Source organism: Shewanella sp. 125m-7, from assembly GCF_052977045.1.
Window position 1 is genome coordinate 74,188 of record NZ_JBRILQ010000002.1, and the last position, 13,557, is coordinate 87,744.

Here is a 13,557-nt window from a genome sequence, read left to right on the forward strand (position 1 = left end):
CGATATGTTGAACTCGAAGGCTATGCTGAGAGCCTCTGAGTGAGGCGCAAAGCAAGATTGCCCATCAGTTGTCACATGTCATTCGAAGTGCCTGGAAAACGTGTCCAGATGAAGATTCTATTGGTTATCTAATAGAGGTGTGCGGTGGCTCTGGTCACCAGTCGTTCTTCAGGACACCACCAGCTCTAAGTACCCTAATGGCAAAGATGATGGGCGGCAGCTCTGGGTTAGAGGACTTTGCCGATATTTGTTGTGGCAGCGGGTCACTAACCTTAGCGCATATCAATCAGACATTTCTTGATGGTGGTGCAAAGGAATTTGCCCGTTTAAACATCATGGGTTATTTTCTGAACGAGTTAATGGGTGTTTACCTCGCATCTCCTGCAATGGCCGCTTGTATGAGTGGTCTCTCACTGGAAGAGAGCAACCGTAGCAAGTGACTCATGTGCCGGAGTGCGGCTCTAGGGGAGCCTCCAAAACTCCCCTCTATTTGTTAAAATTCAATTGTTTACCTTAAATGTATGAACTGGTGCTGCAAGTGATACACTTGGTGGTACATATTGACTCATTCAAACTGCTTGTCATTCTTATCTATTTCAATCTCGTCATGCATTTTTTCGCGTGAGTAGTCGTAGCTTAAGCTCTGCAAAGTGACTACTGTTTATTCGCCTCTTTTAAAAACGCTCGAGACTTTTCTAGCGCTTGCTGAATTTCTGTTTTCATCTGATGCAGTTCGTTGTAGTCTTCGAAAAAGTAGGTGTCGACTAAGTGCCTGATATAACGCACGGGGAGTTGATTGAGCGTGATGCAGCAGAGATCTGCAAGATAGTCGGCGGGTAGTTCGTCTAGCAAACCTTCATCAGATAATAGCTCGAGCAATAAGACTTCATAGTAGTTTCTTATTTCTAATTGCATATAACACTCCTTGTATTAAACAGATTTGAATCACGATAACCCTGACATTACCACATTGTATTAGCAGCAATAAATAACTGGCTGTGCTTAAGGTTCAACTGTTCCGATTCGTTACTGTAGCCGTCAGCGATGACACAAGCAATGGGGGGGATGATTTTGCTTATTGAATGACGAGTTTGTCTCGCGCATAGATCCCGTCGATGCTGATATTTTAATAGTTGCGATTATCATCGCAATGAATATCCATACTAGCATCGTAGATAATGAGCTCGGGTTTATGTAATCGGATTAAATACGCTAACGTTTGGCTGACTGTTTTTAAGTTTGTTTATCTTGGGTACAGCAACAGAGTTCTACGTCATCGTCAGATGTTTGTTTACGAGCTGGATAATTCGCTTGGCAGTGAATTGAACAGGCGATTACCTGGCTTGATGACTGAGCAATAGCTTGATTAGCAGGTACGCGTATAAAGCGCCGTACAGGGTGATAGGAAATCGATGTTGTGAAGGTAACGCCAGCTTAGAGTCGCTGGCGTGATAGACCAATGGGATCATACTCAATGTCGGTGTCTGATCCCACTTGTCGTTAAAGCTGCTTAATAGCCCAGCTCATGAACTCTTTACGGGTTGCTTCATCAGCGTGTAACCACCAGTATTGTAGCATTTGCTCGGCCTTAGCCGCATCTTCTGCAGAAGTCGCAGCGACTGCTGGCAACGTAGCGGCAGCGGCAGGAGATGGCTTGCTAACCGGTGCGCTAGGCGTTGATGCAGCAGCAACTGCAGCTCCTGTAGCTACCGCTGCTTCAGCATCGACATCGGTAGGGTTATTACCACTAAATAGACGCGAAACAAAAGACTCTTCAGTAATGTTTGTTTGAGTCACTTTATAGCTAACATTGCCGTTGCCTTCACGAGTAATAACGACTTGCGGAGATTTAGCGAAGCTTTTAGGGTTTTTAACAAACTCACCATCAGCAGGTTTTAATTGATAGCTATAATCACCATCGACATCAATCGTGACAATAAAGGCATTTGATTTGATGTTAGTTTCACTATCGCTAAAGTCATCTTCAACTAAGTCGTTATAGCGAATAGCGATTTTGTGAGAACCTTTATCAAGTTCAATCTCTGATTTATGATTAAAAAGGCTCGTTTTGATCTCTTGTCCATCAACTGCGATGTATTCAAAAGCCATTGGGATGTTGAAGTCAGCGGCAAAAACGGCTGAAGAACCACATAGAGCGAGAAGTGCGGTAATGGTTAAACCTGGTTTCATTTTTGTTCCTTAACGGTTTTGGCTCTTAAAAGGTCGCTCGAATAATTGGATGCGATCCTCAATATAGCTAGTAGCTTGTCGACATTTGCCTAGACGGCTATGCAGCGAAAGGATCTCATTCTGCAGTTTGATTTTGTCAGCACTATGACAGTTTTCAAGTGAAGATTGCAAATTTTCAATTTTTTGTTCAATAATTTTAGCCCAGTTCAAATGTTTATTAAGTTCTTCATAGAGTTGATGGCTATTTTGCATCACGTTTGAAGCGATCCAGCTAAAACCACTGTCATTATGAGACTTAACACCTCGCTTAATGGCATAGGCTCTGCGGCTACGTTTTTGTTGCTCGATAGACTTTACATTGATACCGGTTGTCATTAGCGCACGTCTAAGTGCACTAAATCTGTCTTGAATTTTCTCGCAACTAGAGACGACCGTATAGGGTGAGCGATTGGCTTTTAATAGCTGCTCAAGTTGGGCGATGTTTTTAGCGAGTTGATCGATACAAGGCTGAAGCTGACCACCCACTTGAATAAATAACTCGTTATTAAAGCGTTCGATATCTTGCATCATTTTACGCTGCCCTGCAGGCAGACGAGAGTCGTGTTGTAACACTTCTTGTTCCAGCTGTTTGAGCTGTTGTTTCAGTTTTTTGACTAGTTCATCAGTTGTCATAGCCATGCACTCCACACTAATTGCGCTGCTATTAATAGTATAACTGTGATAAAGATTGGCCGTATAAAGGGCAGGCCAAATTTAATGGCTGAGTGCGCGCCGATATAAGAGCCTACCATCATACAAAGCCCCATCGATAACCCGATAACCAGATGAACTTTTCCTAACATGATAAAGATAATTAATGAGGTTAAGTTACTGGTAAAGGTCATGGCTCTGGCAAGGCCACAGCTATAAAGTAGCGGCAGCTTATGTATCCCGGTACTCGATACTGTCCAAAAAGCGCCAATCCCAGGGCCTGCAAATCCATCGTAAAAGCCTAACGGTAACCCCTGCAGCCATTGCTTGAGCTTACTTTTAGCTTTAGTCGGTATTTTATGATTATTATCGCCCATAGCATTGGGCTGAAATAGCGTATAAAGCGCGATAGCAATAATCATGATAGGTAGCCACTTTTCCAACCATTGATTATCAATAAGATAAACGATGAATGTACCAATGACAGCGCCAATAAAGGTGGCGATAAAAGTGTGATACCACAAAGAGGGCGAAAAAAGGCGTTGCTTATAATAGGTGTAAGCAGCCATTGAGGAGCCAAAACTGGCGGCTAGTTTATTGGTACCTAATGCCATGTGAGGCGAAACGCCCATGGTCAGCAATGCGGGGATTGATAGCAGGCCGCCGCCGCCGGAGACGGCATCAATAAATCCTGCAATAAAACCCACTAATGCGAGTATGGCCCAACTACTTGGGTCGAGAAGTAAATCCAATGGTGGTCCTATTCAATTACACGGCGAAAAGGTGGAAGGGCATCGAGTAGCGATTTTCCATAGCGTTTAGTCACTAAACGTCTGTCTAAAATTGAAATCCGACCATAATCCAGTTCCTTACGCAATAATCTACCACAGCTTTGCACCAGTTTGCGTGAAGCATCTGGAATAGTCAGCTGCATAAATGGATTGCCGCCTTTAATCTTGATGTATTCCGAATGCGCTTGCTCTACCGGAGAGGTTGGAACGGCAAAAGGCAACTTGGTAATAATTAAGTTCGTTAGGTAGTCCCCTGGTAAATCGAGACCTTCAGAAAAACTGCCAGTACCAAATATAATACTCGGCTTACCTTCATCACAACGTGCTTTATGTTGTTTCAAAATTTCTTGTCTTGGTAGCGTACCTTGAATAAGCAGCCCTGTCTTAATCTTACCTTCAACCAAGTCAGCGACTTTCTCCATTTGCCAATAGGAGGCAAACAAGACCAAGCTTGCGGTTTCATCCTCAACGAGTGCCACAATATGCTTAGCCAGCTCATCGGTATATTTATCATCCGTAGGTTCGCAGTTCATTTTGGGCAAAAATAGGGTCGCATTTTGTTCAAAATCAAATGGTGAGTCTAATGCAAGGTAGCGGCTGCCATCGTTGATAGATAGGCCGACTTGATGGGTAAAATGGTTAAAGTTGTTTAATGCCCGCAAGGTTGCACTACAAAGCACAACTCCGGCGGCTTTATTCCATAATAGGTTTTCCAGCATAAAGCCGACTTCGATGGGCGACACATTAAATAGATAGTCGGGTTGTTTACCTGTTAGCTGCTCAATCCAACGAGCCATAGGGGCGCCTTTGGGGCTATCTTCTTTAGCCATCATCTTCCATAGCTTTTGCAGATTCTCAAGCCGTTGCAACATAAAGCCGGTTTCAGACAGTAAGCCTTCAGACTGATGCTTGGGGATCTCGCCATCTTTAATCGCTTCATTGAGTAAAGACAGCATTTTATTAAATTGCTTTAGGGCTACATTCGATGCGGTCGCTAAGTTTTCGGCCTGAACAGATAATGCAGACGGTAATTTTCCATGCTCGAACCTAAAGCGGTTTTCTGGATTATCGAATTTTGCCGACTGAGCGTCGCAAAACTGTGCCACTTGATTCAGTAGCCCTGCAATATCACCGATATGATCGAGCATCGATTGCGCAGGTGCGATGATATAATTGCTCTTAATCTGATTTTGAAGCTTGCTGGTGGTTTTACTCAGCTTATCGAGCCAGTCGATTGAGCCACGTACCGTCGCCTGCGCACTACTAAAGTCTCTGGCAACAATCGGTAAATGGTGCGCTTCGTCGATGATGTAATACACATCTTCGGGATCCGGTAGAATCACGCCACCGCCAAGTTCTAAATCGGCAAATAGCAAACTATGGTTGGCAATGAGCACATCCCAAGTGTCGATATCTTCACGAGCTTTATGAAAAGGGCAATTCCTATGACTGGCAAGTTGGCGATGACAGCTATGCTTGTCGCAAGCTATTTGCAGCCATAGATGATCTGGCAGCGGTTTGGTTAATGTATCGCGCTCGCCATTCCAAGTGCCAGATTGATAATCCTTAAGCAAGGCTTCTAACATGTCGACTTGGCTTTGGTCGGGTTTGGTTTGCCACATTGCCATTTGGCTGCTGTTATCTGGGCCAACAAGCATCTCAAGCTTAGATAAACACACATAGCGTTGACGACCTTTGACTAAGCCAAAGGTAAAATCTAGCCCTGATTGCTGTAGAAAAAAAGGCAGGTCTTTATGCAGTAGTTGCTCTTGCAGTGCCACTGTCGCGGTTGCGATACAGACTTTTTTCTTACTCGCTAAGGCGAGCGGGATAGAACCGAGAATATACGCCAGCGATTTACCAATACCTGTGCCTGCTTCAACCACGATAATGCGGCGGTTTTTGTCATATTCACCCGCAAGCGTTTTTGATATTTCCGCAACAATATAATTTTGTTCCCGGCGAGGGCAAAAGTTAGGCAGCGAGCTTGAAATGCCTTTATATATCGTACGAATTTGAGTTTTAACGTCTGCGGATAACATGAATGCACTAAGCCAATAAATAGTGCTGTACATAATAACAGTGATTACTTAGCCTAAGAAGTGTTTAGTGATTAATAGTGCATTTAATTGAGTATAAAGTATGAATTCAGGGGTGAGCGAGCAGCAAGTGATTACCGGTCGGGTGCTGACTCGCCATGCGGTGCATCGGCAGGGTGGTCTTGTGTTGCAATATTTCGTTCAAACTGCAACTGGCCCGGTTACGGTTGAGGTAATCGAACAAGAGCATGTTTGTTTTGTGCATACGAGTGATGAGTCCCGCTTATTGCAAAGCAATGAACTCAGAGGCGTTCGCTGTAGCGCATTGGCACTTAAGAGTTTTGCAAACGTCCCCGTATCTGCACTTTATTGTGGCGATACACGCCAATTACGCTCAATGACGAGAGCGGCAAGAGATCTCGATATCGAGCTGTTTGAATCAGATGTTAAAGCTGAGCACCGATTTCTGATTGAACGCTTTATTGCATTAGATGCACAGTTTTATGGGCATTTTGTTGAACGTCAGCAAGTATCTGAGAGTGTTTACCAGCAGCCGCTATTTGTTGCTACCCGAGCTAGGAAGGCTGAGTCGACAATAAGTCTTAAAGCCATTTCTTTGGATTTTGAGTGTAGTTTTTCTGGTGAACTCTACTCCGTTGGGCTTTATGGGCAAACCAGCGATGATATTGTCTATCAGAAAGTGATTATGGTCGGTGAAAGCCAAACCACTGAGCAAGATTACATTGAGTGGGTTCAAGACGAGGTCGAGTTAATACATGGCTTAATCAAATGGTTTGCTGACTATGACCCCGACATTATTATTGGTTGGTCAGTGGTTACTTTTGATTTGGCGTTACTTTATCGTCGAGCAAAGTTGCATAACATCGCGCTTAATATCGGCCGTAATAAGCAACCGCTGAGTTGGAAAGTAGAAGATAAGTTTCGACCCGAAACCTTGTCGCTTCCTGGGCGCGTTGTATTAGATGGGATTGACTGGCTTAAGGCAGCGTTTTATCAATTTGACCGTTACTCACTGGAGTTCGTTGCGCAGCAGCTTTTAGATGAAGGTAAAGCGATTCATAATGTTGATAACCGTATGGATGAAATCAACGATCTATTTTTTAATGATAAACCCGCCTTGGCGCATTACAACCTTACCGATAGTCGCTTAGTTTGGGATATTTTTCAGAAGACCCAGTTATTTGATTTTGTTATTGAGCGTGCAAAGCTTACCGGGTTAGAGCTTGGCCGAGTTGGCGCCTCTGTGGCGGCATTTAACAATCTATATCTACCTCATCTGCATAGAGCTGGGTTTGTAGCACCGAGTAAGCCCGTTAGTGATGGTATTGAAAGCCCAGGTGGTTATGTGATGGATTCGGTACCGGGTCTATACCGCCATATTTTAGTGCTCGATTTTAAAAGCTTATATCCCTCAATTATTCGCACCTTCCTTATCGATCCTAAAGGCTTGATTGAGGGGCTTAACCTTGGCGCTAGTCAACAGCAAGGCAAAACGGTACCCGGTTTTCTAGGGGCGCAGTTTAGCCGCGATAAGCCTATTCTACCGATGTTGATCACCAAACTATCCGAACAACGAGAGCTAGCCAAACAGCACCAAAATGCGCCTTTGTCTCAAGCGATAAAAATTATCATGAATTCGTTATACGGTGTATTGGGATCACGTGGCTGTGTTTTTCACGATGCAAGGCTCGCCAGCTCTATCACCATGCGGGGACATGAAATCATGAAGCAAACTCGGCGGTGGATTGAAGCTGAAGGCTATGAGGTGATTTATGGTGATACGGATTCTACCTTTGTGTGGCTAGGTAATGACTTTGAAGCCACCAAGGTGCAACAAACAGGCAAAGCGCTAGCTGAAAAGGTGAATCAATTATGGAGTGATAAACTTCGCAGTGATTTTGCGATAGCGAGTTTTTTAGAATTAGAGTTTGAAACCCATTTTGAACAGTTTTTTATGCCCACACTAAGAGGTTCAATAGAGGGGTCCAAAAAACGCTATGTGGGCACTAAGCGCAATAGCCAAGATGACTCCGAATTAATCTTTAAGGGGATGGAGCAAGTCCGTAGCGATTGGTCGCCTTTGGCAAGACGAGTTCAATATGAACTTTACGAGAGGTTGTTTCAACAACAAGATGTTGAGTCTTATTTGAGAGACACTGCTGATAAGTTGAATCGTGGCGAACTCGATAATGAGCTTATTTTTACAAAACAGTTAAGACGTGATCTAGAGGAGTACACCGCTAAGTCAGCTCCCCATTTGAAAGCTGCACGCAAACTCTGTGATGCAACAGGTGATGCTCAATATGGTAAACGGGGAGCGAGAATTGAATATGTCATGACATTAAATGGTGCTGAACCTGTACAACATGCATCAACAATAATTGATTATAACTACTACCTTACTCGGCAATTAGAGCCTATTGCTGAACCCATTCTTACAATACTGAAAACTACTTTCAGTGAAATAACCTCAAATCAAATGTCGTTAATTTAAGTGTTACGTTATTAACGCCTCGCTAAGTAAATGTTAATGGGTGGTTCAATCTTTTTTGTGTTCTGTGTTTGCCAGTTAATTAAGTGCAAAAACTGGCAAATAGTGTGATGTTCGTCTTTGAGTGGCTGATAATCTTTTGTTAATCTCGCAGTTAATCAGGATAGAAAGAAAACAACGAAATGGATGACAATTTGAATGAAGCAGACTGAACAACATTAAGGTTAGGCAAATTACATGAAAAAGACTCTAGTAGCATCGGCTTTGGCAGCAGTTATATTCGTGCCAACAGCATCAGCAATTGAAGTGTATAAAGATGATAAAAATGCAGTAGAAATCGGTGGCTGGATTGATGCTCGAGTAATTAATACTCAAGGTTCTACAAAGGTAGAAAACGGCTCATCTCGTATTAATTTTGGCTTTACCCGTGATATGGGCGAAGGCTGGAAAACGTTTGCAAAAGTTGAGCTAGGTCTAAACCTAGTAGGTAATAGCTCAATTGAGAATTCAAGCAATGGATTTACATCTGAAAGCAATGATTTCATCAGCACTCGTTTAGGCTATGTAGGTCTTACTCATGACACTTATGGTTCATTGACTATCGGTAAGCAGTGGGGCGCTTGGTATGATGTGGTTAACAATACTAACCTAGTAAACACTTGGGACGGTAACACATCAGGTACTTACACACTAAACAAAGCTGATGGCGCGATCAACGGCACTGGCCGTGGTGACAAGACGGTTCAATATCGTAACGCGTTTGGTGATTTCAGTTTCGCAGTGCAAGCACAGTTGAAGCAAGATAGCTTTGACTTATATGAGGGCGACATCTTCCCTGGTTCTACTGGTGACCTTATTTCATCTAATGTTATTGGCACGGTAGAGTACGATTATACTTACGGCGCATCAGCGACATATAGCGCAACTGAAAACCTAATTCTAACAGCAGGTTTGAACGTTGGTGAGTTCGATGCCACTTATCAATCAGGTGAGTCTGTACAAGAAACTGATTTAATCTTTGGTGCTGGCGCAACTTGGGGTGAGTTTAACGCTAAAGGCTTCTACGGTGCGGTTAACGTTAACAAGCAAGAATACCACGACACTGACAACCTAAACCGTTACATCCCAGAAGCATGGGGTTTAGAGTCGCTAGCATCTTATCACTTTGACAACGGTTTACGTCCGCTAATCGGGTATAACATCTTAGACGCGAATGATGAGTACGGTGCAGCATATGATGGTGATGTGTTTAAGCGTCAGTCAATATTTGTAGGTCTACACTATGTTTGGGATAACAACACTATGTTGTATCTTGAAGCTCGTAAAGACTTAAGTGACTTCTCCAGCAAAAATAAAGCCCAAGAAACTGCAATGGGCCTTTCAGAAGATGACGCTATTTCTATCGGTATCAGATACTACATGTAACACTGTCTGATTTATTAAAAGCGCCTTATTAAAGGCGCTTTTTTTTGGCTTTAATATAAGCGGTTTATTCCATTTGGCTATAACGGTTCGGAAAAATATATTTGCAGCCCGAGAGTTTGAAGAGGTTGTAGTAGACTTTAGCTAGGCGACGCTCACCAATATTAATACTTTGTAATACTGAAATTCTACGTTTGGCTGAAAAGTGTGCAGTCAGCATATTTTTCAATTTTTTTTGAATTTTATATGAGTTGGCCCTCTGAGTGAATGCTATTCTTTTTGTTATCAGGATATTAGGTTGGCTGCGCTTTGCTTTTTAACGCGCAGTTTAGTGGAATTAATAGTTTACACTACATGTACTGCAAGCTGGTTATAGTCATGATCTGAGGTGAAATCTTAGCAATTCTATTTGCAAATATAACGAAATTTGAGAGCAATACGTTTGTCTTACCTTCACTTAAATCAATCAAAAAAAATCAGGTTGTAGAGCTTTAACTTTATTGTTTTTGAATTTCTCATTCTTACAAAATCTTTGACTTTCAGCTATTTGTGGTTACTCGCTTTGTCTGCCGCTAAAGCCGGCGCCCTATGTCGAAACGCTTTTTATACCTCCCTAAGAGATCAAGTTCAGTAGTTAATATTCATAAAAGTTAATTTAGAGGCTAAGTGTTTTATAGGCTAACTCTTTGTGTTTGTATCAGAAAAAGGCTTATACGTTTCAAATGTTGTAAATATGTTTCTCGTGTGTTTTTATTTGTGTGCAAATTCGCATCTATGTAACTTTTCGTTAATTGATGTGAATGGCTAAAAAAAATAAAAGAGAGTCCAGGGAGATTTACAATGTATAAGAATAACTTTCTATCTAACTCAGTGCGTTTAGCACTAGTTAGTGGTGCAATGACAGCAGCTTTTACCGCTCCAGCAGTATTAGCAGCAGCAGAAGATACGGTTGAGCGTATTGAAGTTACCGGTTCAAGAATCAAAAGAACTGATTTAGAAACAGCATCACCAATGACGACCATTACTGCAGAGCAAATGGCTGTGCAAGGTATTCAAGATGTTGGTCAGTTCCTGCAAAACAGTGCAGTCATGTCGGGTTCGCCAGCTATGACAACTACCAATAACGGTGGTAGTGGTGGCACATTCGTAGAGCTTCGTGGTTTAGGTTCTTCACGCACGCTTGTTTTAGTTAACGGTCGTCGCCCGGTGTCTTCTGACTTCCAATCAATTCCAAGCTCAATGATTGATCGTATTGAAGTATTGAAAGATGGTGCATCAGCTACATATGGTGCTGATGCTGTTGCGGGTGTAGTTAACATTATTACTCGACGCGATTTCGAAGGTATCGAAGCAACATTCCAAACAAGTAATTCATTTGATGTTGATGTTAATCAGCAAAACAGCTTTAGCTTGGTTGCGGGTAAAGCATTTGATGATGGACACTTTGTTGTTGGTGTTGACTATGTTAAACAAGATGCTGTTTACCAAGGTGACACAGATGTCGATTTCTTAAATAATCCATGGGTTATTTATGGTGAAGCAGAGGAAGAATCATTTTGGAAAAATGGTCTTATCGGTTCAGGCCCTGATGCTAATCCATATTTCCTCGGTAGTGGTTCAACACCGTGTGGTCAGTATTACCTAGCTTCAGGCCCTAACCAAACAAACGGTGTATGTGATGGTGGTATTGCTTCTCTAGGTGATATGCGTGACTTCACCGACGCTGACACTTATAACTACAACCCAGTGAACTACCTGCAAACACCATATGAAAAATTAAACTTTTTCGTAGAAGGGCACTTTGATTATAACGATCACGTATCAGTATATTCTGAAACCCGAATTAACCACCGTAAGTCTCGTCAAGAGTTAGCGGCAGTTCCATACGATACTGCTTATGATCCTGCTTATGTTGGAACAACACCTGATGGAACGTCTTTCAATGGTGTTTCAGTAGACAACTACTATAACCCGTTTGGTGAAGATGTGTTACGTTCACGTCGTCGTATGTTAGAAGGCGGTCGTAGCTTCGAGCAAGATGTAACTCGTTTCCAGCAAGTTATTGGTTTTGAAGGTGACATCAATGATAACTATTACTATGATGTCAACTATAACTATGGCCACAGCTCAATAGCGACTACAGACTTTGGTCAGTTATATGGTCCAAACCTTGCTAAAGCAATGGGACCTTCGTTTAAGAATGATGATGGCGATATCGTGTGTGGCACACCTGATGCACCAATTGCTGATTGTGTATCAATGAACGTATTTGGCGGTCCAGGTTCTGTATCTCAAGAGATGCTTGATTATGTATCTGCTCCACTAGCAGATACTGATACATATACTTTGCAAACTATTACAGCTTTTGTTGGTGGCGATCTGTTTGATGCACCTGCCGGTACTATCTCTGGTGGTGTTGGTTATGAGTTCCGCAAAGAAGAACTCAATTATGTTACTGACTCTGGCAAGTTTATGGGTGAAGTAACAGGTAATAAAGGCAAAGGGACTTCAGGTTCACTGGAAATTAACAGTTTATTTGGTGAGTTTGTTATTCCAGTACTTGCAGATCTACCAGCAGTTGAACGCTTAGACTTAAAAGCGGGTGTACGTTGGGATGACTTCAGTGCTTTTGATGCTGCAACAACATACCAGCTAGGTCTAGAGTGGGGTATCATCGATGGTCTATTATTCCGTAGTACCTACGGTACAGTGTTCCGTGCTCCAGGTATTTACTCTCTTTATTCGCCAGAGTCTGACTCATTCCCAAGTGCAATAGATCCATGTGGTTCTGATAACTGGAGTAAGTTGACAGGAGCCCAACAGGGTAACTGTACTGCAGACGGTGTTCCTGTTGGTGGTAGTAATAATAGTGACCAACAGCAGCTAGCTCAAGTCGGTGGTAACGCTGAACTACAGCCTGAAGAAGGTGACACCTTTACCGTCGGTATTGCTTACTCTCCAAACTTTGTTGATGGATTAGGCTTTACTGTCGATTATTGGGCGATTGAACTAACAGATGTGATTGATTCAATTGGCGCCGCAGACTCATTAGATGGCTGTTACTTAGGTGGCGTTACTAGTTTATGTAACAATATCGAACGTACTAATGGTGAATTATCATATATTAGTGAGAAGTCTACCAACCTAAGTCGCATGACTGCTAAAGGTTTGGATATCGAAGCTAACTATGCTCTAGAAGCACTAGCGGGTGACTTTGCCTTCAACCTTTCTTGGACACACTTCCTTGAGCGTGAAAACCAAGTTTATAACTCAACAACGCTTGAGTTTGAAATGGAAGATGTAAACGGTCGATTTAATAATGATACAAGCTATGCAACTGATAAGCTTAACTTCACAGCTGGCTATACTTGGGAAGATTTATCAGTCAACTACAATATGAACTATATCTCCGGCCTTGAGTATGAAGATCTAACGTATTGGGGAACCACTCCAAATGATCCAGATGACCCAAGTAAAGGAAATCATAAGTATAAAGTTGACTCGTTTATCTATCATGACGTAACAGTTGCTTATAACTTTGATTTTGGTACTAAGATCAGCGTTGGTGTAACCAACATCTCTGATGAGCAACCTCCTTACATCGAATCTGCATTTATCAGTACCGATGAAAGTACATATCGTTTGTTTGGGCGTAGCTGGTTTGCACGTATTACCCAGAAGTTCTAAATCTGGCACTATATAGTCAATTTAATAATTAAATAAGCCAAGACCGTTAACCAATGTTAACGGTCTTTTTTATTTTCAGCCTTAAATCACTAACTTCAGTTTTGGGAGGAGCAATTGGGTTTTGCCGGAATTAGCAGTGAGTGCAATTGTTAAGGGCAGTAATGAGTGTTGGTCTGTAGCACTCATGATGGATTACTAGCTACATTGTTGTGTTTTGGCATTTATG

At 42.3% G+C, this 13,557-nt stretch carries 9 protein-coding genes; 4 read left to right on the plus strand and 5 right to left on the minus strand.

Features of this window, described 5'->3' with window-relative positions; genetic code table 11:
* Nucleotides 1-197: 197 nt before the first annotated feature.
* Nucleotides 198-440, plus strand: coding sequence for a hypothetical protein (locus tag ACVBIL_RS01245; RefSeq protein ID WP_447165173.1), 243 nt, complete (start codon nucleotides 198-200; stop codon nucleotides 438-440).
* Nucleotides 441-654: 214 nt separating this feature from the next.
* Here ACVBIL_RS01245 and ACVBIL_RS01250 read toward each other — a convergent pair whose 3' ends face one another.
* The 5 genes from ACVBIL_RS01250 to dinG all read right to left on the minus strand — a co-directional run bounded on the left by ACVBIL_RS01250 (nucleotide 655) and on the right by dinG (nucleotide 5,713).
* On the minus strand, nucleotides 655-915 hold the full coding sequence (locus tag ACVBIL_RS01250; RefSeq protein ID WP_447165174.1) for a late competence development ComFB family protein: 261 nt from the start codon (nucleotides 913-915) through the stop codon (nucleotides 655-657).
* A gap of 585 nt (nucleotides 916-1,500) precedes the next feature.
* Complete coding sequence (locus ACVBIL_RS01255; RefSeq protein WP_447165175.1) at nucleotides 1,501-2,190, minus strand: DUF2057 domain-containing protein; 690 nt, start codon at nucleotides 2,188-2,190, stop codon at nucleotides 1,501-1,503.
* A gap of 9 nt (nucleotides 2,191-2,199) precedes the next feature.
* Nucleotides 2,200-2,862: a primosomal replication protein gene (locus tag ACVBIL_RS01260; protein ID WP_447165176.1), complete on the minus strand. Its 663-nt coding sequence runs from the start codon at nucleotides 2,860-2,862 to the stop codon at nucleotides 2,200-2,202.
* Nucleotides 2,859-3,632: a sulfite exporter TauE/SafE family protein gene (locus ACVBIL_RS01265; RefSeq protein WP_447165177.1), complete on the minus strand. Its 774-nt coding sequence runs from the start codon at nucleotides 3,630-3,632 to the stop codon at nucleotides 2,859-2,861. The genes ACVBIL_RS01260 and ACVBIL_RS01265 overlap by 4 nt, the downstream gene beginning before the upstream one ends.
* An 8-nt stretch (nucleotides 3,633-3,640) precedes the next feature.
* Complete coding sequence (gene dinG / locus ACVBIL_RS01270) at nucleotides 3,641-5,713, minus strand: ATP-dependent DNA helicase DinG (RefSeq protein ID WP_447165178.1); 2,073 nt, start codon at nucleotides 5,711-5,713, stop codon at nucleotides 3,641-3,643.
* Between the two features lie 100 nt (nucleotides 5,714-5,813).
* On the opposite strand from dinG, the gene ACVBIL_RS01275 reads away from it, so the two are divergent.
* The 3 genes from ACVBIL_RS01275 (at nucleotide 5,814) to ACVBIL_RS01285 (ending at nucleotide 13,331) form a co-directional block, all read left to right on the plus strand.
* The gene (locus ACVBIL_RS01275; RefSeq protein ID WP_447165179.1) at nucleotides 5,814-8,225 is read left to right on the plus strand and encodes a DNA polymerase II; all 2,412 of its coding nucleotides are present in this window, start codon (nucleotides 5,814-5,816) and stop codon (nucleotides 8,223-8,225) included.
* Between the two features lie 234 nt (nucleotides 8,226-8,459).
* A complete protein-coding gene (locus tag ACVBIL_RS01280) occupies nucleotides 8,460-9,647 on the plus strand; it encodes a porin (RefSeq protein ID WP_447165180.1) in 1,188 nt (395 codons plus the stop codon).
* An 837-nt stretch (nucleotides 9,648-10,484) separates the two neighbouring features.
* Nucleotides 10,485-13,331, plus strand: coding sequence for a TonB-dependent receptor plug domain-containing protein (locus ACVBIL_RS01285; RefSeq protein ID WP_447165181.1), 2,847 nt, complete (start codon nucleotides 10,485-10,487; stop codon nucleotides 13,329-13,331).
* Nucleotides 13,332-13,557 lie beyond the last annotated feature (226 nt).

Excerpts from the sequence above, each read along its gene's own strand:
- ACVBIL_RS01245 (WP_447165173.1), top strand. The coding sequence starts at position 198 with ATGGCAAAGATGATGGGCGGCAGCTCTGGGTTAGAGGACTTTGCCGAT.
- ACVBIL_RS01250 (WP_447165174.1), bottom strand. The coding sequence starts at position 915 with ATGCAATTAGAAATAAGAAACTACTATGAAGTCTTATTGCTCGAGCTA.
- ACVBIL_RS01255 (WP_447165175.1), bottom strand. The coding sequence starts at position 2,190 with ATGAAACCAGGTTTAACCATTACCGCACTTCTCGCTCTATGTGGTTCT.
- ACVBIL_RS01260 (WP_447165176.1), bottom strand. The coding sequence starts at position 2,862 with ATGACAACTGATGAACTAGTCAAAAAACTGAAACAACAGCTCAAACAG.
- dinG (WP_447165178.1), bottom strand. The coding sequence starts at position 5,713 with ATGTTATCCGCAGACGTTAAAACTCAAATTCGTACGATATATAAAGGC.
- ACVBIL_RS01275 (WP_447165179.1), top strand. The coding sequence starts at position 5,814 with ATGAATTCAGGGGTGAGCGAGCAGCAAGTGATTACCGGTCGGGTGCTG.
- ACVBIL_RS01280 (WP_447165180.1), top strand. The coding sequence starts at position 8,460 with ATGAAAAAGACTCTAGTAGCATCGGCTTTGGCAGCAGTTATATTCGTG.
- ACVBIL_RS01285 (WP_447165181.1), top strand. The coding sequence starts at position 10,485 with ATGTATAAGAATAACTTTCTATCTAACTCAGTGCGTTTAGCACTAGTT.